This window comes from Nostoc sp., assembly GCF_036917555.1.
In the GTDB taxonomy this organism is placed as follows: Bacteria; Cyanobacteriota; Cyanobacteriia; order Cyanobacteriales; family Nostocaceae; genus Nostoc.
Genome location: NZ_JBALDD010000058.1, coordinates 32,710 through 57,140, shown reverse-complemented (window position 1 = coordinate 57,140; position 24,431 = coordinate 32,710). Strand labels below are relative to the sequence as shown.

Genomic DNA, 24,431 nt, shown 5'->3' with positions numbered 1-24,431 from the left:
CTTCAACAGCAAGATTTGATTCAAGGCTTAACTGGTTTTCATTGGTGGATTCAAATCGAGGCTTAATCATAAGTAATTTACCGAACATGATATAAGAGGTGAGATTATGCTTTATTTTTGCTAGAGATAAATTATCAGCCAGCGTCACCGCAGAGGTTAATCATTTCCAGTAGAGAAAGACCAAGTTAATGGAGGAATTATGAACGCTTATAAAAAATACATCACCATTACAGATACAAGTCAATTAATATTATCTGATTTACCTTTTCAGGTCGGACAGAGAGTAGAAATAATTATATTAGCTGAGGATAACCCAAGAGCGGAAATCAGTAAAAAGCTGAAAGATTTATTTGACAAAACACAGTCTTTACCAGGAGTGCAAGATATTACAGAAGCAGAAATTGAAGCTTATCAACGCGGAGAATGAAAGTTGTTATTGATACTAATATTTTAGTTTCTGCTGTCCTTAAGGGTAGAGTACCAAGAGATGTTCTTCAGTTTATTTTTGATAATCCTAATTGGTAATGGATAGCTTCTGAAGAAATTGTTGTGGAATATAAAGAGGTATTAAGTCGCAGAAAGTTTAAGTTGACGGATGAAGTGATATGTGAATGGATTGAAATTATCGATACATTTCTAACAATAATTGATGTCAATTTGGAAGTTGATTTTCCCACAGATAGAAAAGATGAAAAGTTTCTAGCTTGTGCTATTGCAGCAGAAGTAGATTTTTTGATTACGAGTGATTCTGATTTTAATCAGGCGCAAACCTTGGTAAATACAACGATTATTTCTGTCTCTTTATTTAACAGGTTAGTTTGCGATGTAGGGGGGTGAGTATTGGACATTAGTAACTGTCCCCCATTCCCCACTCCCCATTCTCTTACAGATTGCTCTCAATCAACTGGCGGTATTCACTCTTTTGCTTCACGCCTTTGACTTCCTTTACTAGTTCCTTATTTTTGAACAGTTGAACCGTTGGTGTTCCTGTCACACCAGCATTTTCAGCAATATCTCGGTCTTTGTCGATGTCAATTTCCACAAAGTGAATTTTGCTGTCAAATTCATCTACCACTTTATTTAAAATTGGCTTCAGGGTATGACAAGGGCCGCAACCAGGAGAGACGTATTTAACAAGGAGTAAGCGATCGCTTTCATGGAACAATTTCCGTAAAGCATAACCTCCCTCATGGCGCGTCCCATCCAAATTAAATCCAGCTTCTTCCTCAGCTTCAGTCTTTTTGGCTGGCTGATGTTCTAATTCATTATCTGCTGTTTCTTGCTGTTGATGGAATTCTTGAATCAAGCCAGTGAATGACAACCAACGTTCTGCCAACATCGCCGCCATACACCCAGTACCCGCAGCCGTAATTGCTTGCCGAAACTCATGATCTTGTACGTCGCCAGCAGCAAAAACGCCTTCTACACTGGTTTCCACTGTACCGTGCTTGGTGACAACGTAACCTATCTCATCCAGTTCTAATTGTCCTTTAAATAAAGAGGTATTGGGACTGTGACCAACTGCGTAGAATAAACCTTTAGCGTGCAGTTGGCTCTCTTCACCAGTTTTAGTATTGCGGACTTTCACCCCTTCCATGTGACCATTACCGAAGATATCCACGGCTTCCGTGTTCCAATGCACTTGGATTTTTGGGTTGCTTAAAACCCTGTCTTGCATAGCTTTAGAAGCCCGCATCTTATCGGTGCGTACCAGCATATTCACCTTAGAGCCGTATTTAGTAAGGTAAATTGACTCTTCCGCCGCCGAGTCGCCAGCACCAATCACAGCCAATTCTGCACCGTGAAAAATCGGTGTCGCACCATCGCAAATCGCACAAGCGGAGATACCTCGACTCCAAAATTCGTGTTCGTTGGGTAAACCCAAACGCTTTGCAGTTGCACCAGTAGCAATAACGATGCTGTTGGTTTTTATTTCCCTTTCTTGCGATCGCACTGTAAATGGACGCTGACTCAAGTCAACTGAGATAACATCTTCAGTATATAGTTCAGCCCCCCAGCGCTCCGCCTGTGCCTTCATCTGATCCATCAGTTCCGGCCCGGTAATTCCTTTAGGAAATCCTGGAAAGTTCTCAACTTCCGTCGTTGTCATTAATTGCCCACCAGGTAATCCCCCAGCTTGGAAACCTTCAAAGACAACGGGTTTCAGGTTAGCGCGTCCAGCATAGATAGCGGCTGTGTAGCCTGCTGGCCCAGAACCGATAATTACCAAGTTTTCTACAGTTGGGTTAGTCATGCAAATATACGAACTCATAACGACTACGCTTAATATAGCATAACAAACTGTGATTGGCTATGCCAGGTGGTAAGCGATGTCTGCGACGGGCTACGCCTACGCAAAATGCCTACGGTACTACGGGTTCAATACTTGCCAAAGATGCTCTCAACCGCTAAAAGTTTTCTCACAGATATTTCCTGATAACTTCAACATCTATTTCTAGCAATTCTGCGATTTCTTGAATACTCATACCTTTCTCACTAAGTTTTGGGGCTAATATATAAAAGCGTTATTTAGTGTATTATGTCCTTTGCGATTACAGACTTAGAGCAGCTACAAACCGAGCATCCAGAATGGCAGATGGAGCTGGTAGACGGAAAAATCATAGTTATGGGCCCATCAGATTACGAGTCAGAGGAAATTGGCGCTCGTCTCATTACCTTCTTGAATAACTGGGTAATGTCGCGCAAACTAGGACGTATAACTGGTTCTAGCGCAGGATTTATCCTACCGAATATAGAAGAGGACGACTCGGAAAAAAGAAACTTGCGTGCCCCTGATGTGTCGTTTGTTCGTGCTGACCGATTGAAGAAGACCAAGCGCGACTTTGTAGAGTTAGTTCCAGACTTGATGGTTGAGATTAAATATAAGAGTGACAGAATCAAACCGCTTGAAGAGAAGATTCAGCTATTCTTGCAACTTGGGTCTGTAGTCGGCATACTGATTGACCCTGACAAATTGACAGTAACGGTTTATCGAATAAATCAAACTCCAGTGGTATTGGAGAATGGCAACACGCTCATATTGCCAGACTTACTACCAGGTTGGGAATTGGCGGTATTAGAGCTGTGGCCACCTGAGTTTGAATAAGGCACTTCCACAACGAAGTTAAGAATCTCGCCCTTGGTCAACACCATTGGCTCAGTGATGTTTGTGCCATTTGGGATACAAGGATTTTGGATTGTGTAACCGCATTTCACCAAACTTTTTTTCTCAAGGTGATAGGAAAGCGATCGCAGTTGGGTAAGTTACATCTAGAACACCCAAACACTTCCTACCTCAGGGTAAACACTTATGAAAACCGAATTAAAAGCCAAGTTTCTCCAACACATCCTCGACAAAAAGAAAGGAGATGAGGGTTTTACACTTATTGAATTACTAGTAGTAATTATCATCATCGGTATTTTGTCTGCGATCGCTCTACCTTCTTTCTTGAACCAAGCTAACAAAGCCAAGCAGTCAGAAGCTAAAACTTATACAGGTTCGATGAACCGCGCGCAGCAAGCTTTTTACTTAGAAAATACTTCATTTTCAAATGAAATTGGTACTTTAGGCCTTGGTATTGCAACACAAACCGTAAATTACAAATACCAAATTAACGGTGGTGGTACTGGTTCTAGTCAAGTAACCAACCAAGCAGCAACAGTACTTTCAAATGCACCTCTCAAAAGTTATTTAGGTAATGTGGGTGTAACAACGCAAGCTGCTACCAGTGAAGCTACCACCATAGCTGTTTTATGTGAAGCTTCACAAGCTAGAGTTAACGGTGGTTCAGATGTAGTTAACACGGGCAATTTCAACTCCACTACTAATTCACCTACTTGCCCCGCCAACTTTGTAAGTTTAGCTAAGTAGACACGTGAGTTATAGGAGAAATATTACTCATCTACACCACTTGAGATAAAAGTTAACTTGTCACAACAGCTTTTATTAAGCTAAATTACGTATTTTCCCAAGTGGGTAGATTTTTCTATCCACTTTATTTCAATTTTGTAATTTATTTACAATCATATTGCCCATACCTCTTTCTATGAAAATTAAAATGATTACTGATATATATAATTGGCAAAATCAGGCGGAAGAATACTTAATTAAAGAAAACTATGTGCAAGCAGCAACGTTATATGAGCAAGCAATAGCGATAGAACCAAATACTATCCCCTATTATTGGCATTTAGGATTACTGTTGCTACTACAAAACCAAGAAGCAGAAGCTCAAATGACTTGGATGCTGCCAATGACAGAGGCAGATGAAGAACAGTTACCAATTTGGACAAATGAATTATTTCAATTTTTACAAAGAGAAGCAGAAAGGCGCGAAACCCTGGCAGAATATTCTTTAGCTTGGTTAATTCGCCAGCACATGCGGGAAATTCATCCTAGTTATATAAATAATTTGCTTCAAATCCTTATACTTTCTTTTAGGTTAGAAAGATTTGAAGAAGTTGATGATTTGAATCAGTGGGGATTAATTGAATGCTTAAAAGCACAAGAAGATATAGAAATCGATATTCAATTATTGATACAAGTTTTAAAAGAGTTTTTAAATACTATACCTTTACATCCAGTCAATCTGAATTTAATAGAAGCTAGTCTTCCTTATTTTTCTGATACTCATCAATGCTTCTCTATACTGCTTCCTGCTGCTATGCAAATTGGTCATACTTTGCGGCAGCCTATGCTAGCAGCATCTATTCTTAGCTTGCATTTACGATTGGAACCAGATAATGTAGAAGTTTTGCGGCATTTAGCGACTTTTCATCAAGATGCTCGTAATTATTCTCAAGGGATAGAGACAGCTAGGTTATGTTATTCCCTATCAGAAGGTTTGGCTGATAAAATTTTTGCGCTCCATCTGCTGTTAAGGGGTCTAATGTCAGCAGGGGGATATTGGCAAGAAATATCTAAAACTTGCCAAGAATTGAAAACTGTATATAAAGACTTTATTGAAGCCCAACCAATTCTTTTAGAAGAAGGAAGAATATTAAGGTTACTTACGCCATCATTTGCAATACCTCACGTTAAAGATGTTCCTGCTGAATTTCGAGCTATTCATAATCAGGTAGCTGAAGTTTTTAACTTTTATATTAAAGCTTTTGGCCAATCAGAAGGAAAAAATTATTGTCACAAAAATAGCAATAATCGAAATTTATCTTCTCCTACTAAAAAATTAAAAATTGGTTATGTCTCTTACGCTTTAAGAAATCATTCTGTTGGTTGGTTAGCTCGTTGGCTATTTCAGCATCATGACCGAGATAAATTTGATATTCATACTTATTTTGTTAACTATCAATTAGTCAATGACTATCTCCAAGAGTGGTATCTAGGTCAGGCAGGAAAACCTCGTCAATTAGGTATGAATGGTTTAGAGATTGCTGACCAAATATATCAAGATGAAATTGATATTTTAATTGACCTTGATAGCATCACTCTAGATATTACTTGTGAAGTGATGGCACTTAAGCCAGCCCCAATTCAAGTTACTTGGCTAGGATGGGATGCATCAGGCATACCTGCAATTGATTACTTTATCGCAGATCCTTATGTATTGCCAAATGATGCACAAGATTACTATACAGAAAAAATCTGGCGATTACCCCAAACTTACATAGCAGTAGATGGTTTTGAAGTTGGTGTCCCAACTCTCCGCCGCGATGACCTGGATATTCCTCTGAATGCCGTTGTATATCTCAGTGCCCAAAGAGGATATAAACGCCATCCAGAAACGACAAAGTGGCAAATGCAAATTATCAAACAAGTACCTAACAGCTACTTTTTGATTAAGGGGCCTGCTGAGGAGGAAACAATTAAACGCTTCTTTTACCAAATTGCCGAACAAGAAGGTGTAGATTGTTCTCGGTTACGATTTTTACCACAAGTTTATTTAGAGTCAGTTCATCGCGCTAATTTAGGCATTGCTGATATTGTATTAGATACATTTCCCTACAACGGAGCGACAACAACCTTAGAAACATTATGGATGGGTATCCCGTTGGTGACGCGAGTCGGCGAACAATTTGCAGCGCGTAATAGCTACACCATGATGATGAATGCGGGTATCACAGAAGGTATTGCCTGGACAGATGAAGAGTATATAGAATGGGGTGTGCGCTTGGGGAAAGATGAGGCCTTACGTCAGCAGGTGGCTTTGAAACTGAAAGCATCTCGACAAACAGCACCCTTGTGGAATGGCAAACAGTTTACCCGTGAGATGGAAAAGGCTTACGAGCAGATGTGGCAAAGGTATTTGCAAGAACAATCAGGTTAGAAAATCTCTTATAAACGATAAAAAGCCTGGAAAACCAGGCTTTTTATGTGAAATGCTAAGGTATTATTCAGTATGACGATGTTTGCCTACAGCTAGACAGTTGTCATCTTTAATTTGGATATAATTAAGCTATCCAACTCGCACGATGGGAGATTTTCTGCTTTGGCTTGTGCGATCGCAGATTGATTATCTGTTGCTAAAGTAATTCGAGTATTAATTCTAAGCAAAAGAGTTTTCCATTGTGCATCACTTATCTTACCTAGCAAAGAAATTTCTGGTCCCTCCGTTATATCCACATCATCTTCCATGAGCAAATTCATGGTCAAAGACGATAAAAGCATATCGGCTTCCTCATCAGAAATATTTTGAGTATCTACCAGAAGAGTTATGTTACTTTTATCTGGGTGAGTAGTGAGGGTAGAAATTACACTTGCTAAATCTTGATAGAGTAGGTCTTCTGACTGTAACCAGTCTGGGAAAATAATTAGGTTGATATCTCCTAAGCGGAAATTTTGACTTAGGGTATCTGCAAGATATTTACTAAATAGTTCTTGGAAGAGGCTGCCTATTTTAGCTGAGTAAGAGCGGCTATCTAGAAAACTAGGATTATCTTGCATTCTTTCCTTGATTTGGGCGCTCTTTTGTTGGCGTAATTCAGGGTTAGTGCCAAGTGCGATCGCTAACTTAATATAATCCATCTCGTTGTTTGTTATTAAGTCAGGTATTTGGATTTCTCGTAAGTAGGCAGCTGCATGTCTCGACCTGAGAGCATCACCTTCCAAAACTACAGTTGTTAATCCTACCTCTAAAGCATCTACAAGGGAATGACCGCCTGAATGTCGGTAGGAATCTAAATATATATCAGCTAGCTTTAAAACTTCTCTAACATCGGCACGACTAGGTAGCGCATCAAGAACAATGAGACGGCTTTTCTCAACATTGTACCTAGCTAAAACTGCATACATTTGGTTAAGGAAAGAATTAGCCGGATAAGAATCGCTCCAGCTAGGAGCAAATGGATACAAAACGAGAATTGAATCAGGTACAGCAGCAAGAATTTTTGCCCAAGTTTCTCTCAGTTCTGGAATGATCTTGTAGCAATTAGCACCTGAAATAAATACAACAGTTTTTTCAGTCGCACCCCAGTTTTCTCGATTTGGTTTAATTTTAAGGATCTCTAGTTCACAAGGGTAATCAAAACAGTAACCTACTCCATCAAGAGTTACTAACTTTTCCCTATAATGCTCTTGTCCGCCCGATACAGGTTCTGATAAACTGCCAGAAATAAAATAGTCAATGTTCCGTATGCCTGTTGTGGCAGGGCAAGAGCCAAAGGTCAACTGTACCCTTGCCAGTCGATGCAAGGCAAGTAATGTAATCTGATTTGTGACTGCTGTAACGTTCGTCGCAATTAAGAGAAGATCAATATCTCCATCACGAATCGTTTGTACCTGACCTTGTAGGTCTGGAGGTAGAGTAACTAAAGCATCTACATGACCTGTACAATAACGCTCTAAACGACTATTATTTGCAGTTAGGGTATAGAGAATAATTTCAAAATTATTCCAATCTAAATGTTTGTATGCTGGCAGTGTATGGAAGGTTTCTGTACTTGCTTGAAAATGACCAGCAAGAACTCCTAGACGAATTTTTTTGCGTTCTGGCGAGCGCTCTGAAAAGTCGTAGTCGATTTCGTAGCCTTGAGTTTTCAAGGTATATTCCATGATATCAGCGCGTTTGCTATAAATCTCTTTTAAGTTTTCTGTAGTGAAATATAGAGGGATGAAATTGGCAGTTTGAAGGAAAAATTTGGCTATATACTGCCATAGTGCCGATTCTTGATTACTAGATAGATTTTCTATTAAATAATCTAGCCATTGTTCTAAATAATAATAGTAATTATTTGCCTCTCCCTTTTCTTGAAATAGGCGCGGAAATTCAAATATAAATTTCAGATAATCAGCTAGCAACCATTGGGGAATATGAGTTAGATCATGTTGCAGGGGTAGCTGGTCAGCACGGCGGTACAACATTCCTGCTAACAGGTATTGGATAGCTTGTGGTTCGCCAAAACCTTTAGCAATATGATCTGATAGAGTATTAACAAAATTCTGCTCATCATCTGTCAGAGGCTCATGTTTAATACCGCTATTTAGCAAATTTTGATGTGCATTACCTAGATATGCAGAGTAATCAACAATCAATTGTTCTGCTGAGATAGTGAGTAATTTTTCTGTCAATCTCTGGCGAACTTGGCAGAGGTTCCCTATTGCTGAGTTACTGCTTGGTTGTTGCTGATACTGATTAACGCAGCTATTTATTTGAAATAAAAGCCCTTCTAACTCATTGCTAAGTTCATTTGACTTTTTAATCAACCCAAATGAAAGCAACAGATTTTCTGATTCTTTAATTATTGTTGGGTTAAAAATCTCAGAGTTGTAAGCAACGATTAAGGCAAACTTATTATGATGTTGGGTAAAAGCTCGATTTCCAGTCGAATCAATACTTCTGCGGTAATATATTACTATTTCTCTTAAACCATAGAAGTTGATTTTATGTTTTAAGCAATTAAGCCAAAATTCCCAATCCTCATAACCAATTAAAGCAACATCCTCTTTGTAACCGTTAACTAAATCCCACGCTTTCCTTGAATAAAGTGAAGAGTTATGAAGCATATTAAATCGCTTCATATTTTCTTTAGAGAACAAGTCAGCGCTGATAATAAGTTTATTTTCTACTCCAAACATTTGGTAAGAACCAAATGTCACACAAGGAGAATCTTGATTTAATACCACACTTAGCAGACTCTCAATTCCTGTTGAGCTTAACTTGTCATCAGCATCCAATGAAAGTATATATTTACCCTTGGATACTCTGATACCAGCATTTCTAGCACTAGCAGGCCCACCGTTTGATTTCTCAACAAGTCGTATCTTTTTATTAAAATACGTTGATATCAACTGTTGCGCGACTTTACTGGTATTATCTTTACTCCCATCATTGACAATAATGATTTCCCAGTTCTCGTATGTCTGAGCAATGACACTGGCCACTGTTTCTGGTAAAAACTGAGCTAGGTTGTAACAGGCAATAATCACAGATACAAGTGGCATATTTGACAAAGCAGGTAAAACTTGATTTCTTAGTGGCAAGAGTGCGCGTTCTACTACTGCTACTGTGTTTGTCAGCATCAGTTCTTGCCTAAACATTGCTTCTGCACGTTGCTTGCCAGATTGACCTTGTTTGTAGCGATATTCTGATTTGATAGCCCAAGCATGAATTGTATTCACTAATTCTCGTACAGTGGCTTGCGGATCAATTTTAGGGTCGGGTAACAATTTACCCGTATCACCCAACTCTTCGGGAATACCACTGACTGCCGCCGCAATGATCGGTAATCCTTTTGCCATTGCTTCCATTATGGATAATGGCATTCCCTCTAATTCTGAAGGCAAAACAAAAATATCAGCAGCATCAAGCCAATCTGTAATATCAGAACGTTCTCCAATTAACTTGACTTGTTTAGTGGCTCCAAGTTGCTCTAGTTCAGCTTTTAATTGGGTTTCTAAAGTTCCAGTACCAGCCCAAATAAAGTAAAGTTGAGACCAAATTCCACTTTGCTTGAGTTGTTGAATTGCTTCTAGTTGATACTGAAAACCTTTGACAGGCTCCAAACGACCAGCTGTAAAGCAAACTACAGCATCGGCGGGTATTTCTAAATCTTGACGCAGGCGATCGCGAACAGATGGTGTAGGAGGAGCAAAGTAATGTTCTGGTCGCCCGTAATAAATCACCTGTCCTTTGTTTTTTGGAAGTCTGAAGAGCTGGTGTAATAAATTCAAATTCTCGGTTGACACAGCAATAACTGCTCTTGCTTGAGCATAAATTTGCTCTAATTCTTCCAAGTATGAGACAAATCGATCTGCCAAATAGGGAGCGACAAATCCCTCGACGATAATATATGGTATCCCCCTCTGATTAGCAACTTTTTTAGCAGCTAGATTGGATAGGGGACAGCAATCACTAAAAATCACAAGGTCAGGCTTAACACTAGCTAAAATCTTTTGAGCATCAGATATACTCGTTAAGGTACGTGAAAATTCTTGAAGAGTATTGTAGTCAAGCCATAAATGTTGAATGCCCAACTGCTGGCGCTGTTTAATAAACTGATTAGATACTTGGCTCTGTACACAAGTTACCTGATAGCCTAATTTCGCTAATTCACAAAGAACTGTGTGGTTGTATTGCCCAACCCCATAAATGCTTGGATCGTCTGTATATAGTAAGATATGTTGATTTTGATTCATTGAACCATCAGTATCTAATTGTTCTGATGGTAAATAATTGGATTTAGGAGATTTATTTTCTGGTTGAATATCTTGATTTAACTCAGTATCTAACTGGTGAATAATTAACATTGGTAGTTCTACCCTGTGGATAGCTGGCTGCTTGAGAAGACTAAACATACTTGCAGCAGATTCACTCAAAGTAGATACAGAATTAACATCCGTTAAAAACTGTAACAAGAAATCCTTGCGAATTAGCCCAAAAGAAAGCAGGTTTTGAGGTAATGTTAGTACTGGTAAAATCTGAACAGCTTCTAAATAAGTTTTTGCAGGTACACGTTCAGTAAAAATTTGTTGATTGATTCTATTAGAAGATGCAATCCAAGCTCCAAATATAACTCCAGCAGTTTGTTTGTGTTCTGCTGCAAAAAGTATATCTAAAGCCGATGAAAGGAAAGACTCGTCATACTGAATATAATCATTCGTAATCAGAACATATTCTTCTTCAACAATGGAAATAACATTAATAATTGAGTCTATGATGCTTTGGTAGTCATACAAATCTAAATTATTACAATCATAAACAATCAGATTTTGATGCCGAGATTGATTTTTCCATGCTTGTAAAAGCTGGTTGTCAGTCTTTTTAATGTTTGTATAATTCATCTGAATTATAGCTACTGAGGGTTGGGCAGAGAAATTTTCACTTTCTAAAGTTTGAAACTTAACTTTTTGCCGATATTCTTCTATCTCTTGCAACTCGCTGTTAAAGAAATCCAACTCCTCAAAATTTGAGTTGTTTTTACGCTCATCTGTTGGTAAATCGTAGATAGAACTGTTATGTATGATTCTATTGCAAATTCTATCTAAAGCTGGATCAATACCAGGCTTCAAATCATCTAAAGTTTTAATCCTTATATCGGGGTAATGATAGTCTTTTATGCCAATTGAGCGAAACTTAGTAGAAAACTTAAAGAAATAAGCATCAGTGAAGCGATACAACCTGAGCAAGTCCTTGACAGTTGGCTGAGAGGATACAGAAAGTAGCCTATCGACTAATTCTCCTAAAGATTTTTTACTGGTGTCTTGAAAAGCATGTCGTACTGCTCCCCGATATGGAGATAGTTCAAATGTTGCTGTTGGTACACCTCTAGCCAATGCCTCAAGTGCTACAGTGCTAAAGAAAGCGATCGCTGCATCAGAATGCCATAAAATTGCATATGAAGTTAACTGTTCACAGGGCATGACAATCCGCACATTTTTAGGAGCAGAAAGTACTTGCTGATAAGCTCTTGACAAAAAGTCATATGCTACAGCATGTGGGAATGTCTTACTTCCTATACCTGCGATAAAGGGATGATGGCGAATTACCAAATATTCATCTCTATCTCTGAATATTTCCATCAAGCTTTCAATCATATCTAGTTGGCTTGTAATGCACTTATAATCATCAGACATTGCAAGTTCATCGTCGCTTGAGGTGAAAACAGTGATTATTTTTGCGTCTAATGGGATTCTTAATTGTTGACGAATATTCATATGATTTGAATGGAAATCATAAAAAGATGGCCAACTAAGATTATGACCATTTTCCCGCTCAATGAAATAATTTTTTACTTGTAAAATTTCTTGTTTATTTAGGGTAATATCTTCCCACCTTCCCACACAATCAAGTGGAGTTTTAGGACTTAAACAATTGGAATTATCAAAAAAACAAAAACTATCAGCAATAAATCCCCTTTCATGAGTGACAACATCAATTTGTCGCTGCCTTGCTACCTCAAATGCTACGCTGTAAGGTGCAAAGCGAGCATTAAATAAAAATAAGTTTGTTGGATTATAAGTATCTAGTAATCTAGAAATAGCCTTATAAGTTATCAATCCATCAATTAAATATTGTTTGTGAACTTTTCTCACATCTGGTCTGGACAGTTCTTTATCAGAAGATATTCTAAAATAAGTATAAATAGATGAAGTGACCCATTTACCAATTGGTAAGTCAAAATAGACAGCATTTTTATAATCTTGTTGTCCAAGATTTTGTACCCATTGATTAGCAATCTTGTAGTCATTCTCAGTGATAGAATCACGCAATTGTAGATAAGGTAAATTAAAAGATGAGCCCAAAAACTGTTTACTAGTTTGTGAACAAGCTTGACAAGCATCAGTATATTGATAACCAACCTGAGTTGCGAGATGTGCAAGATTGCAATTTTTATACACTCCATCACAACCAACTACAAAAATCTCACAATTCCGCAATCTCAATGCTGAAGCAACCACTGCATCTACTTGACTATGAACTGACCACCATGCGTAGGGCACAAAAAACATAATTTTTTTGATTCCAGTCATTGCTCTAATCCTTTATTTGTAATTTTCAATAACGTACACTAAATATTGGCTCTGTTGATAGTATAAGTAAAGTAATTATGCTTAATAAATAGTTTATTTATTGTGTTAATTTATGGGTCTGATAGTAAAAACAAAAGCAATTTTTACTCAATTACTCTAGTATAATTTCCCATTTTAAAGGAGTCCCTCTTTTCAAGTTTTGGGTAACTTTTTTGCCTAATAAAACTTGATAATATTTCGGTGGTAATCCAAATCCTGGACGTATTGCTCTCAAATTTTCCGGTGTAAAAACATCCCCTGCTTTCATATCTTGAGTAACGTAGAGCGATCGCCTAAAGTTTAATGATGCATTCTCCGCTTCTGTCGTACCGTAATTTATATTACCCAGTGCTTGCCAAGCTTTTTCAGTTTCCACAACCAGTTGCTGCATTTCTTCTGGTTCTATTGAAAAAGCGGAATCAACGCCACCATCAGCCCGACGTAGGGTAAAGTGTTTCTCAATAAATGTCGCCCCTAAAGCAACACTCGCAACAGCAACACCAATTCCCATAGTGTGATCTGATAACCCCACCTGTATGTTGAACAAATCGCGCAGATGAGGGATAGTCAACAAGTTGCTATCCTTTGGTGTCGCCGGATAAGTACTTGTGCATTTGAGTAGTATTACATCTTGACAACCAGCTTCCCGCGCTGTCCGCACTGTTTCATCTAACTCCGAAATTGTCGCCATACCAGTAGAGATAATCATCGGTTTACCAGTGCTAGCAACTTTACGGATTAGAGGTAAATCAGTATTTTCAAAAGAGGCAATTTTGTAGCAAGGTATCTCTAAGGATTCGAGAAAATCTACAGCGCTGGCATCAAAAGGTGTACTAAAGCAGATAATTCGTCGTTCCTTGCAACGGTCAAAAATCTGTTTATGCCATTCCCAAGGAGTGTAAGCCTTTAGGTAAAGCTGATACAGCGATTGACCATGCCAAAGACTATTGGGAGCATCAATATAAAAATCACCCTCATTGATATCCAAGGTCATAGTATCTGCTGTATAAGTCTGAAGTTTAAGGGCGTGTGCCCCACTCTTGGCAACTGCGTCAACTATTTCTAGAGCTACTTCTAATGATTGGTTATGATTGCCAGACATTTCAGCAACCACAAACGGTAGATGGTCAGCACCTATTTTTTTACCTGCAATATTAATTTCTCTCATTTGATTTTGTCATAGTGATTTTATTTATTTCTGATTAAATGAATGGCTTCATGTTTTCCTAATTTAGTTTTCCCTATCTTTTGAAAACCAGCTTTATCGAAAGCTTTGATTGATACTTTATTGTCAGGTTTTATATAGGCATAAATTCTCTTAATTTTGTAATCAAAAAATATTTGTTTGCATCCTAAATTAATCAGGTTCTGGCTATAACCCTGATAACGAAACTTTTTATCAATACTGATGGAAATAATGGCTTTATCGCCTTCTATGTCATAGCGAATTTGACCGATAGGCACATCATTTATATCAACACCAATGTAAAAAATAGAATTTTGAGAGTACAGTCGTGATTGGAACCATTGAATATGATCTTTCCAAGGTATAGATTTTGTGCAAAAGGAAACAGCCCTTACCTCTGGATCATTTGACCATTCCCATAACAATCGACAATCTTCTCGGCAAGCACAGCGTAATTTCAACAACTTGGTTTCTAAATTTCTCAATACGCGCTTACTTCCTTCACCATCTACTAACTTTTGACCGCGTCTAGTAATTTCTACTCGTGTATGTGCAACTATTAGTAAATCAGTAACCGCCGACCCTATTTCAGCAACAGAAACATCCTCATGCCAACCAAGATAGATAGATACCCCCATCTCATCTAATTTTTGTGCGATCGCTCGTTGATTGTCAGCTAAAACTAACACAATACTTGGTAAACCCATAAAAGCCAATTCCCAGCTAGTAGAGCCACCAGATGCGATCGCCACATCAGCCCAAGCCATTAGTTCGGGCATATTAGTTACATTCCTCTTCAAGTGGATGGGAAACCTTGAATCTAAGGAAGCTGATTGCAATTGTTCATAATGAGGATTACTTCCACCCACTACCACAACAGTTTCCAAGACATCCAATTCCACTAATTGCAGGGCTTTTATAACTTTAAGAGTTACATTATCTGGATCGCTACCGCCCAATGTTACCAAAACCTTACGAGCAATCGTCGGGGTCTCTCTCTCCCACCCACGCCACTGCCAAAACTCCCGGCGTAATAGAGCGTATTTCAGACCTAGCAGAAGCTGAGTATAGGGTTCTCTGTTCGCGTATAGCCCCTCATGGGCATAAATATTCTGATTTAAGACCATATCTGCATAGTAGTGGTCTGCATGTGCATAATCATCAATAAATAGCAGACTTAGGCCAGCATCTTTGATTACTCGTTGATACTCAGCACCAAAGTGGTATCCATCCGCTACTAACCAATTTGCATCTAGCTGGCGTGCAAAACTAGTAGTTTCCCTTGCATCCTCAATACTTCCCCAAGGAACTGACAGGTGAACTACTTTTATTCCCTCTGATAACAGCCTCTGTTCTAACGTAGGAACTGAGTTAGACATTAAAAAAATTGCCTGTTTTTCAGTGTTCTGCCAAGCTTGAGCTAATGCCAAACAACGCATTAAGTGACCAGTACCAATTTGGGTAGATGCATCAACACGAAAAACTAAATTCATCTGATTTTAAATAACGGTTCTAAGGGTTGGCACTTGAGATATTTCTCTAAGGATTGATTGTCAACTATCTCTTTTAAAATTTGAAAAACTTGAGTGTAAGCTGTTAGTAGGGTTTCTACATCAGAATCACTATGGGTATAACTCATATTATGAGTTCCAAGGGTCAGAATTCCTCTAGCAAACATTTCTTGGAGAAAAAGGGTTTTAATCTGCAATTGGCTATATGGGTTTACTTCTTTAAAAAGTAAGAACGACCAACAAGAGTGGCCAGATATAGATAAGATATAAGAGATTTTATAATGCTCAATAAGTTGCTGGACACCTGATATGATTTTTTGTCCCTGCTTTTTCAGGGTTTCAATAACTGGTAGCTGCTGCAACTTAGTCATTGTTGCTTTAGCTGCTGCTAAAGAAAGTGTTTCACCTCCAAATGTAAAAGAGAAAAAGACTTCCTCCATTAACTGCATAATCTCCGCTTTACCTGTTACAGCAGATACAGGATAACCATTGGCTAATCCTTTTCCAAAAGTTGCTAGGTCTGGTATTACACCGAAATATTCTTGTGCCCCCCCATTTGCAAAACGAAATCCTGTAATATTTTCATCAAAAATTAGAAGTGCGCCATTTTGATGAGCTAACTGTTTGACATCTTCTAAAAAGCCTTCTTTGGGTTCAACTACATTCATCGGTTCCATTATTACCGCAGCAACTTCATTGGGGTACTGCGTAAATATCTGATGCAATGAATCTAAGTCATTGTAATTAAAAGAGTGAGTCAAAGCTCGAACTGGCTTTGGTATTCCTCGATTGCGAGTAGTAGAGGAAATATACCAATCGTGCCAACCATGATAGCCGCATACAGCAACATGATCTCGTCCTGTATAAGCCCTAGCTAAGCGAATTGCTCCTGATGTTGCATCTGAACCATTCTTGCCAAAGCGTACCATTTCGGCACAAGGTACTATCTCAACCAGTTTTTCAGCCACCTGCATCTCAATAGGGTGAGGTAAGGAAAAAAGCACTCCTTGTTCTATTTGTTGAAGCACCGCCGTATTTACATCTGGGTCACTGTACCCAAGTGTTATGGCTGCCAAACCATTGATGAAGTCAATATACTCATTCCCATCAACATCCCAAACATGGCTACCAAACCCTTTATGTATGAAATAAGGAGAAACACCAAAGGGATATTGAGTTTTACTCTTACTAAAGGTTTGCGTTCCCAATGGTATAGCTTGAAGTGCCCTTGCCAAAAATATTTCTGAATTATAATAACGTTCTGACACAGTTAATCTTCTCCAATGTTTTTTAGAAACAATTCATCAACCAGTAATGATTTTTGTAAACCTTCGTTACGCTGATAGCAAGTATTGAAATTTTTCAAATAGGAATTTACTTCTAAAAAATCTAAAATATCTTGAGTCGTAAACTTAGAGTTATTTGGATATAAAGCTTCGTAGATATTTGCAATTAATGAAAAGTCTAATTGTTCATCAACAGTCCAACGTAAATGGGACAAGTTAGTATTATTCTTATAACCTCCTATATAAAAAAGGTGCGGCTGTTGATTCATAAAAGGAGTTACATGCTCCCTTTGTGAAGGAAGCTTTGCCTCTTTCCAAGCTTGTTCTAAGCATTTGAAACAGAATATTTCTATATCCAAGCCATCAGGATAGGTGGGTTCAAGAGCATTACTAACATAATCAAAATATCCAGTTAAATAAAATTTAATAACGTTATCAATTAAATCTGGATCGGCTAGTGGGCAATCACCTGTTAACCTAACTATATGCTCTGGAGAATGCAATTTAGCCGCTTGGTAAAAGCGATCTAGGACATCATATAAATTTCCACGGTAACATTCTACATTGATATTTATACACAAATTTTCAATAGCATCGTCTGTAACATCTTTGCTTGTGGCAACCAGAATATTATCAATCAGCTTTGCACGCTTTATTCGTTCAATTTGTAGTGCTAACATCGGTACACCAAGAATTGGCTTGAGCACCTTTCCCCTAAAACGGGATGAAGAAAACCGTGCTTGAAGAATTGCCAAAATCATGTGGCCTCCTGATAAAAACCTTGTAAAGACTTTTGCAGAAGAGTACAAACCCACCTAGAGGAGGAATCACAAACTTGTATAGCTAACTCTCGCTGATCGTGATTGGATGTAATTTTAGCAATTTCTTGATAAGTGACTAATGCCTCAAATATTTTGGCGTAGTCTTGTTTATAGGTATAAATTTTTTCGTTTGGCAAGTGGTGATAGTGGCGACGTTGAGGATAATCTGGTAAAAAATCACCTAAAAGTAAAATACCACCATCGGCGGTTAATCTATCTATTTCAGCTATAGTTTTCACTAGATTTTCACGGTCTATCCAGTGCATTACAGCACCAATTATCACTAAATCAAACTGATACTTAATAGGGATATTTGTTAGTAAACCTTGATACAACTTTAAATTTGGATAACGCTGCTTACCATCTTGAATTGCTTCTAAACTTGCATCAATACCAACTAAATTTATATCTCCAAATTTTTCACTTAGCTTATTAAGCCGCCAACCATTAGCACAACCCAAATCAACAATGTTTTTAATTTCTCTTTTTGGCTTTAATAAATCGATAAGATACAAAGCCCAATCAATCTCAGTAGGACCAACTAATACTGCCTTATTTCGTTTAAACCACTGATTACCTTCACATTCTAGAAAAATCTGATCTTGGTTCATATTAAAATTTCCAATTTGTAGGATTTAATATAAAGTTATCTGTTAAAGCAAATTGTAAAAATGCATTTGCCTCTAACAAAAAGTTGGCTTTAAACGCTAATAAAATTTCTGATAAATGTTGAAAATTATTAATACCAATAACTATAGAGTCAATTTCTTGGATGTTTTTAATGAAACTTATAGATGCTTGCAATGGTGAGATATTATACTGCGATACCATTTCATGATATTTTTTTAAATGATTTTTAATAGAATCAAAATAAGATGGCAGAGATTCTGGCTCCATTAATAATAAACCTTGAAAAAATATGGAACGCGCATGAATTTCTATACCATTTTTTTTCAGATAACTTAAATTTCCACTGAGTAATAGCCTTTGATCCAAGACGTTAATAGGTAACTGAATTAAATCTATTGGATACTTTTCTAAAACACTTTCAATTTCTTCTTGAGAATAAACAGATACTCCTATTTTTTTGATCATTTTTTTTTCTTTAAAATGGAGCATTTTCTCCATCAGAGATTGTCCATTATTTGCTAGTAAATCTTTAGCTTGATGTATCAATAAACTATAAATAGAGGATTGATTTAATGTAGATAAAGATTGATAGAAAGTATTCTCTAAAAGTTTAACATCATCAGATGTAATACAATTTGGAGAAAATTTAGGAGTTTTTGTTACAATTTCAAAGTTATGATTATCAGGAATTAACTTTCCCAATATTTCTTCACTAGTTCCATAAACAGGGGCTGTATCTAAAACATGTATTTCATTTTGACCTGCTAGAGCTAATATTTTTACTACTTCCTCTGTTGGTGTTTTTCCTTCTTTATTAGATATTCCATAATCTAAACCAAATTGTGCAGTACCAATACCTAATTTCATGACATAATCTTCTCTAATAGTAAAGTTTGTTTTATAGCCATTACTACTTGATCTTGCTCATTCTGAGTTAATGCGTAATAAATAGGAATACTAATAGCTTCCTGGTAATATGTCTCAGTGTTTGGAAAATCTCCTAACTTAAAACCAAGTTTTTGATAATATGGCTGAGTGTGAATTGGAATATAGTGCAAACTAACACCAATTCCATCTCGACGCATTTCTTCAAATACCTGTTGGTGAGTTTTATTAATCTTGTCTAATTTCAAACGCATCACATACAAATGCCAGCTAGACATTGTATCTGGATGTTGCCAAGGTAAGACTAGTGGTAAATCTTGCAGCATCTGATTGTAGCGTTCAGCTAAAAAGCGACGGCGTTCTACAAACTCATCTATCCTTTGCATTTGGCTACTACCCAAGCTTGCTTGGATATCTGTCATCCGATAGTTAAAGCCTAAATCTAACTGCTGATAATACCAAGAACCATGAGGTTCACCTTCCATTAACTCTGGATTGCGAGTGATACCATGACTTCGCAATCTAATCAATCTCTGATATAACTCCTCCTGATTTGTTAAGACCATACCGCCTTCACCAGTTGTAATAATTTTTACCGGATGAAAGCTAAAAATCGCTATATCGGAAAATTTGCAGGAACCAATAGGTTGTGCCTGATAGCTTCCACCAATCGCATGAGAAGCATCTTCGATAATTTTGAAACCATAACGCTGTGATAAAGCAGCAATTTGTTCCATCTCACAAGATTGTCCTGCAAAATGTACGGGTATTAATACTTTAGGCAAACAACCTTGCTTTTCTGCCCCAGCCAACTTACGTTTTAATTCATCGATGCTCAAATTGTAGGTATTCGGGTCAATATCAACAAAGTCAACCTTTGCACCACAGTAAAGTCCACAATTAGCTGAAGCAACAAAGGTGTTTGGTGATGTCCAGAGAATATCTCCTTGTCCCAAACCAGCAGCAAGACAAGCAATATGTAATGCAGCTGTCGCGCTAGAAACCGCTACAGCATATTTCGCTCCACAATAGTTGGCAACAGCTTGCTCAAATCTTTCTATAGTTGGGCCTTGAGTAATCCAGTCTGAGCGCAAAATTTCAATTACAGCATCAATATCTTGTTGATTTATATCTTGTTTCCCATAAGGAATGTAGTCACTCATTGCTTCAGCATATCCAGTAGTTGAAAACCTTTTAGCCATTCTGTATTTATCTCAGAGCTATACTCAAACCCTTCAGAAACGGAGACTCCTTTTTCACTTAAAGCGTTGCAAGCGTAATCCACAGAATGAGCATATTCAATAGTTGGTCTAATTACATAATGATCGGTAAACTCAAAGACTAAATGTGAAACTTCAGAAGAAAACATTGCTTCATGTAATTTTTCCCCTGGTCTAATACCAACAATTTTAATTGGAACTCCCGGTGCAAGCGTTTCAGCTAAATCGGTAATTTTCATTGAAGGGATTTTTGGAACAAATATTTCTCCGCCATGCATTCTTTCAAAACTGTTAATGACTAAATCTACACACTGTTGGAGGGTAATCCAAAAGCGGGTCATACGTGGATCTGTAATAGGAATTTCTGTGGCTTTTTCTTGAATCAGTTTTTGAAAAAAAGGCACTACTGAGCCTCTTGACCCGACAACATTACCGTAGCGAACTACAGCAAACCTGGTTTTCATTGTTCCAACAATATTATTTGCTGCAACAAAGAGTTTATCAGCAGCTAGCTTGGTTGCACCATAGAGATTAATTGGATTAACTGCCTTATCTGTTGAAAGGGCAATCACTTTTTCTACTTCCCGATCAAGGGCAATATCAATAACATTATTTGCTCCATGAATATTAGTTTTTATACATTCCATTGGGTTGTATTCAGCAGCAGGAATATGCTTGAGTGCCGCAGCATGAATAACATAATCAACACCCCGCATTGCCAGACGCAGCCGATCGCGATCGCGCACATCTCCAATGAAATAGCGCATCGCAGGTGCATTAAACTCTTGCGCCATCTCATACTGCTTCAATTCATCCCGTGAATAAACTATGATTTTCTGAGGCTGATATCGGCTGAGAATCGTTTTCACAAATTGCTTGCCAAAGGAGCCTGTACCACCAGTGATTAAAATCGATTTGCCATTAAACATCTTGTATTTATTTGTAATCTCAAAATTATTTTTTCCAAAAATATTTAAGTGAAATTGTTACTTAGATTTTGGCGGCTTGTTTGTGCTGCGATCGCTATTTTCCTCTTGCTTTTTAATCTTCTCTAATACAACTTTGTAATCTTGCCGCTCAGGATGTAACTTCACCAGCTTCTCCAAAAGTTTCATCGCACCTTTAGCATCCTTCAATTGCAACCGCAGCACAGACAGTTTCTCTAAAGCAAGTTGGTTTTCTGGTTCCCGTTGTAAAACCAACTCGTAGCCCTGCGCCTGTTGCTGTAATCCTGATTCAGGAGAAGCAGACGCAGTTGCTGGCTTAGGTTGGGTAGCCTGTTGAATTGCTGGAATAACCGCAAATGCCGTAGAACCAAAAAACGAGAACATCGACACTATCGTGACAATTTTTTGTCGCCGCTGAATCTTCTTTTTGCGGGTAATTAGGTATTCTTCGTCTGAACCAGCCATGCCTCACATACTTGCTGCGGTAAATACTTAGGTATCAGCAAGCCTCCCGTTTTGAGGATACCCATCTGCTCAACAGAAACTAACATCTTCGCTAAAAATTTTTTACACAAACTTCAAATGCTGACTCTGAAGACGGGGGAACTTTATGTTAAACCCATACTGCACCGAGATTTTGCCATGCGATCGCTCCTATACCTCAAAGCAAAACCCTACCCTGTGCCCTAACAGTCCTTATTCTCTGAGCAAAACATTAAAATTATATAAAGATTTGCAATTATTTTGCCTAAGGCCAGATGTTTGCGATATTCTAAATAACATTTAAATCAACAGAAATGAGTAGACATTTCTACTCAATTGCAAATTCCCTGTCAGTCATAAACTTTCAAACTAGCCCGTATCCTATAGCTTCTTCAACAAGCAAGCATATTTTTCCTAATTTAAACAAACAGAATTTTCCCAGTAGTCCTCAGTCACACTACTTAGTGGAACTTCCCTGAGGACTATTTATTCTGCTCGGCGTCCACAATAGATATCTTACGAAAGGTAGTGTTGCACTGTTGCAGAAAAAAGATAGAGGTAAAGAGGAAAACAAAAGGGGCAAAGGTTAAAGGAAAAAGGGGAAACATGAACATCCCTTACTCCTTCTCCCAAAACTTTTGTCTGGCTTCTGCAAAAAGTTTAAGGACTGCTTGGTAAAATTGGGATTTTCTGGTGGTAATTACCGTACAAAACCGAATTTACCAGTAACTTAGTAGAGTTTGTTATGGTATAGTTAAAAAGTTAAGACTAGCTTTACCAAATTACACCACTCTACGGGCCGGCAACAATTGCAGAATGGGAAGCAGTTTTAATTAAGCATTTACCCACAAAATCAGAATTCAATCGAGGTTATGACTCAGCAAGTGATTCACCCAATGGTGAAATTGCAGCGCAACGTGCAATCACTCATAGAATCTAATATTATCAAGCCAAGCGATAGCATCTGGAAAATCGCTCTGCTCTATGGTAATGAATGGCAGCACTGGAAACAAGAACTGCTTGACTTTGGCTTTAGTATGCAAGACCCAGTTAGTGAATTGCTAGCTGTAGAAACTTGGGATGAGGAATAGGGAATAAGGAATAAGGGATAGGGGATAGGAATTTTTAATATTCACCACTCCCTAGACGCGATTAATCGCTTCTCTACTCCCCACTCTCTAAACTTTGCAAGCAGCTAAAGCCGCAGCCAATTCCTTTGCATTTTGGTAGCGATCGCGTGGCAATGGTTCTGTAACGCGATCAATCACATCTCTTAATTGGGAACTAATGGTGGGAACTTTTGCCACATCAAACCTGAAGTTTCGCCCTCGTTGGCGGTAATACTTGAAAGGGTTTTCGCCTGTGAGCAAAAAAATCAGCGTTGGGCCAATTGCATACAAATCAGATTGAGTCAAAGGTTGTCCTCGTTCTTGTTCAGGAGCGCAGTAACCTTCTGCACCAATTCGAGTACCGGGCGCTGTGCCAATTTCCTTAACTGCGCCAAAATCTAGCACTACGATGCGATTTCCTGAACTTCGCACCATTAAATTGGCGGGTTTAATATCGCGGTGAATCAGTGGAGGCTCTTGGCTATGAAGATAGTCTAAAATATCGCAGGTTTGGATCATCCAAGCGATCGCTTGGTTTGGTGTCACTGGGCCAGTGGTATAGACGCGTTTCTCCAAATCTTGTCCGTGGATTAGTTCCATTGCCAAGTATTTTTTTCCGCCTTCTACAAAGAAGTCATAATACTTGGGAATTCCAGGATGGTTAAGGGATTTGAGAGTGTGCGCCTCTCGCTCAAATAGCTCTTGAGCTTTGACAATTTTCAGCATATCAGCATTCATTTGCTTCAACACCAGCAGTTGTGGCATACCCGCAATCAGACCAGCCTCATCCCAAGCGAGATAGGTAGTACCCATACCTCCTTGTCCGAGAGTTTGCAACACCTGATAATGGCGAATTCTCTGTTGGACTGTAAGAGGTTGACCGCAGTGGATGCAAAATAGATTTTTTGGGGAGTTGCCTTCGTGTATGCAAGTGGAAGATGAATTTGCCAGATTTTTGGCTGAGTAAAGTGTCTCGGCAGCCTTTTCTTCTGTCCCTTGTATTTGTTGCGATCGCAAACCAGTTTCCAGTACTTTTACCTCCTGAATTTGGAATTGCAGTATTGGGCCTCCCTGTGCCAATTGCAAAAGGGAATTATTTGGTAACGGACTCTGAAGTACAAGGATACCGTTGAGAAAAGTCCCATTTGTACCCTGACTAATCAGCTGCCAAGCATCACCATTGCTAGCGTCACTGACTTTTCTCAGTTCTAGATGATGCCGCGAAACTAAACTATCAGTTAAAACAACGTGATTATCTGCCGCTCGACCAATCCGAATTATGGAGGAATCCTCAAAGCACCACTGCTGGAGGGGCGTTTTCTGTTGCGGTTCTAACAGGGTCAGACTAACCACAATACAACCTACAAGGTAAATGGATTAGGGAATGGG

The 24,431-nt window shown here is 38.3% G+C and carries 18 protein-coding genes; 6 read left to right on the top strand and 12 right to left on the bottom strand.

Annotated features, from left to right (window positions below; genetic code table 11):
* Positions 1–199: 199 nt before the first annotated feature.
* Together V7K60_RS22055 and V7K60_RS22050 are read left to right on the top strand one after the other, a co-directional pair.
* A complete protein-coding gene (locus V7K60_RS22055; protein WP_334928349.1) occupies positions 200–427 on the top strand; it encodes a hypothetical protein in 228 nt (75 codons plus the stop codon).
* Positions 428–528: 101 nt separating this feature from the next.
* Complete coding sequence (locus V7K60_RS22050; RefSeq protein WP_334928354.1) at positions 529–837, top strand: putative toxin-antitoxin system toxin component, PIN family; 309 nt, start codon at positions 529–531, stop codon at positions 835–837.
* A 46-nt stretch (positions 838–883) separates the two neighbouring features.
* Here V7K60_RS22050 and trxB read toward each other — a convergent pair whose 3' ends face one another.
* Entirely contained in the window at positions 884–2,254 is a 1,371-nt protein-coding gene (gene trxB / locus V7K60_RS22045) for a thioredoxin-disulfide reductase (protein WP_334928347.1), read from the bottom strand.
* Between the two features lie 285 nt (positions 2,255–2,539).
* Here trxB and V7K60_RS22040 point away from each other — a divergent pair, with 285 nt between their 5' ends.
* From V7K60_RS22040 to V7K60_RS22030, 3 genes are all read left to right on the top strand, one after another.
* Positions 2,540–3,106 carry a Uma2 family endonuclease gene (locus V7K60_RS22040; RefSeq protein WP_334928345.1) on the top strand — a complete coding sequence of 189 codons (567 nt, stop codon included), beginning with the start codon at positions 2,540–2,542 and terminating at the stop codon, positions 3,104–3,106.
* A 204-nt stretch (positions 3,107–3,310) separates the two neighbouring features.
* Complete coding sequence (locus V7K60_RS22035; RefSeq protein WP_334928343.1) at positions 3,311–3,871, top strand: type IV pilin-like G/H family protein; 561 nt, start codon at positions 3,311–3,313, stop codon at positions 3,869–3,871.
* A 187-nt stretch (positions 3,872–4,058) separates the two neighbouring features.
* On the top strand, positions 4,059–6,284 hold the full coding sequence (locus tag V7K60_RS22030) for an O-linked N-acetylglucosamine transferase, SPINDLY family protein (protein ID WP_334928352.1): 2,226 nt from the start codon (positions 4,059–4,061) through the stop codon (positions 6,282–6,284).
* Positions 6,285–6,376: 92 nt separating this feature from the next.
* Here the strand turns inward: V7K60_RS22030 and V7K60_RS22025 are convergent, their stop codons facing one another.
* The 10 genes from V7K60_RS22025 to V7K60_RS21980 all read right to left on the bottom strand — a co-directional run bounded on the left by V7K60_RS22025 (position 6,377) and on the right by V7K60_RS21980 (position 21,915).
* Positions 6,377–12,925, bottom strand: coding sequence for a glycosyltransferase (locus V7K60_RS22025; protein WP_334928341.1), 6,549 nt, complete (start codon positions 12,923–12,925; stop codon positions 6,377–6,379).
* A gap of 151 nt (positions 12,926–13,076) precedes the next feature.
* Complete coding sequence (gene pseI, locus V7K60_RS22020) at positions 13,077–14,132, bottom strand: pseudaminic acid synthase (protein ID WP_334928339.1); 1,056 nt, start codon at positions 14,130–14,132, stop codon at positions 13,077–13,079.
* 20 nt (positions 14,133–14,152) lie between these two features.
* A complete protein-coding gene (gene pseG, locus V7K60_RS22015; protein ID WP_334928337.1) occupies positions 14,153–15,643 on the bottom strand; it encodes a UDP-2,4-diacetamido-2,4,6-trideoxy-beta-L-altropyranose hydrolase in 1,491 nt (496 codons plus the stop codon).
* Complete coding sequence (locus V7K60_RS22010; RefSeq protein WP_334928335.1) at positions 15,640–16,929, bottom strand: aminotransferase class III-fold pyridoxal phosphate-dependent enzyme; 1,290 nt, start codon at positions 16,927–16,929, stop codon at positions 15,640–15,642. Before V7K60_RS22010 ends, pseG begins: the two co-directional genes overlap by 4 nt.
* Positions 16,930–16,931: 2 nt before the next feature.
* Complete coding sequence (locus V7K60_RS22005; protein ID WP_334928333.1) at positions 16,932–17,708, bottom strand: glycosyltransferase family protein; 777 nt, start codon at positions 17,706–17,708, stop codon at positions 16,932–16,934.
* Positions 17,705–18,379 carry a class I SAM-dependent methyltransferase gene (locus tag V7K60_RS22000; protein WP_334928331.1) on the bottom strand — a complete coding sequence of 225 codons (675 nt, stop codon included), beginning with the start codon at positions 18,377–18,379 and terminating at the stop codon, positions 17,705–17,707. The genes V7K60_RS22005 and V7K60_RS22000 overlap by 4 nt, the downstream gene beginning before the upstream one ends.
* Position 18,380: 1 nt before the next feature.
* Positions 18,381–19,265, bottom strand: a complete 885-nt coding sequence (locus tag V7K60_RS21995; RefSeq protein ID WP_334928329.1) for an aldo/keto reductase — start codon at positions 19,263–19,265, stop codon at positions 18,381–18,383.
* Complete coding sequence (gene pseC, locus V7K60_RS21990) at positions 19,262–20,485, bottom strand: UDP-4-amino-4,6-dideoxy-N-acetyl-beta-L-altrosamine transaminase (protein ID WP_334928327.1); 1,224 nt, start codon at positions 20,483–20,485, stop codon at positions 19,262–19,264. The genes V7K60_RS21995 and pseC overlap by 4 nt, the downstream gene beginning before the upstream one ends.
* Positions 20,443–21,432, bottom strand: a complete 990-nt coding sequence (gene pseB / locus V7K60_RS21985) for a UDP-N-acetylglucosamine 4,6-dehydratase (inverting) (protein WP_334928326.1) — start codon at positions 21,430–21,432, stop codon at positions 20,443–20,445. Before pseB ends, pseC begins: the two co-directional genes overlap by 43 nt.
* 57 nt (positions 21,433–21,489) lie before the next feature.
* A complete protein-coding gene (locus tag V7K60_RS21980; protein WP_334928325.1) occupies positions 21,490–21,915 on the bottom strand; it encodes a tetratricopeptide repeat protein in 426 nt (141 codons plus the stop codon).
* An 890-nt stretch (positions 21,916–22,805) separates the two neighbouring features.
* Here V7K60_RS21980 and V7K60_RS21975 point away from each other — a divergent pair.
* Entirely contained in the window at positions 22,806–23,024 is a 219-nt protein-coding gene (locus V7K60_RS21975; RefSeq protein ID WP_012407469.1) for a DUF4327 family protein, read from the top strand.
* Between the two features lie 87 nt (positions 23,025–23,111).
* Here V7K60_RS21975 and V7K60_RS21970 read toward each other — a convergent pair whose 3' ends face one another.
* Entirely contained in the window at positions 23,112–24,395 is a 1,284-nt protein-coding gene (locus V7K60_RS21970) for a protein kinase domain-containing protein (RefSeq protein WP_334928324.1), read from the bottom strand.
* Between the last annotated feature and the right edge of the window lie 36 nt (positions 24,396–24,431).

Excerpts from the sequence above, each read along its gene's own strand:
- pseI (WP_334928339.1), bottom strand. The coding sequence starts at position 14,132 with ATGAGAGAAATTAATATTGCAGGTAAAAAAATAGGTGCTGACCATCTA.
- V7K60_RS22035 (WP_334928343.1), top strand. The coding sequence starts at position 3,311 with ATGAAAACCGAATTAAAAGCCAAGTTTCTCCAACACATCCTCGACAAA.
- V7K60_RS21980 (WP_334928325.1), bottom strand. The coding sequence starts at position 21,915 with ATGGCTGGTTCAGACGAAGAATACCTAATTACCCGCAAAAAGAAGATT.
- V7K60_RS22025 (WP_334928341.1), bottom strand. The coding sequence starts at position 12,925 with ATGACTGGAATCAAAAAAATTATGTTTTTTGTGCCCTACGCATGGTGG.
- pseG (WP_334928337.1), bottom strand. The coding sequence starts at position 15,643 with ATGAATTTAGTTTTTCGTGTTGATGCATCTACCCAAATTGGTACTGGT.
- V7K60_RS21975 (WP_012407469.1), top strand. The coding sequence starts at position 22,806 with ATGACTCAGCAAGTGATTCACCCAATGGTGAAATTGCAGCGCAACGTG.
- pseB (WP_334928326.1), bottom strand. The coding sequence starts at position 21,432 with ATGTTTAATGGCAAATCGATTTTAATCACTGGTGGTACAGGCTCCTTT.
- V7K60_RS21995 (WP_334928329.1), bottom strand. The coding sequence starts at position 19,265 with ATGAAATTAGGTATTGGTACTGCACAATTTGGTTTAGATTATGGAATA.
- V7K60_RS22055 (WP_334928349.1), top strand. The coding sequence starts at position 200 with ATGAACGCTTATAAAAAATACATCACCATTACAGATACAAGTCAATTA.
- V7K60_RS22040 (WP_334928345.1), top strand. The coding sequence starts at position 2,540 with ATGTCCTTTGCGATTACAGACTTAGAGCAGCTACAAACCGAGCATCCA.
- V7K60_RS22005 (WP_334928333.1), bottom strand. The coding sequence starts at position 17,708 with ATGATTTTGGCAATTCTTCAAGCACGGTTTTCTTCATCCCGTTTTAGG.
- V7K60_RS22000 (WP_334928331.1), bottom strand. The coding sequence starts at position 18,379 with ATGAACCAAGATCAGATTTTTCTAGAATGTGAAGGTAATCAGTGGTTT.
- pseC (WP_334928327.1), bottom strand. The coding sequence starts at position 20,485 with ATGGCTAAAAGGTTTTCAACTACTGGATATGCTGAAGCAATGAGTGAC.
- V7K60_RS22030 (WP_334928352.1), top strand. The coding sequence starts at position 4,059 with ATGATTACTGATATATATAATTGGCAAAATCAGGCGGAAGAATACTTA.
- trxB (WP_334928347.1), bottom strand. The coding sequence starts at position 2,254 with ATGACTAACCCAACTGTAGAAAACTTGGTAATTATCGGTTCTGGGCCA.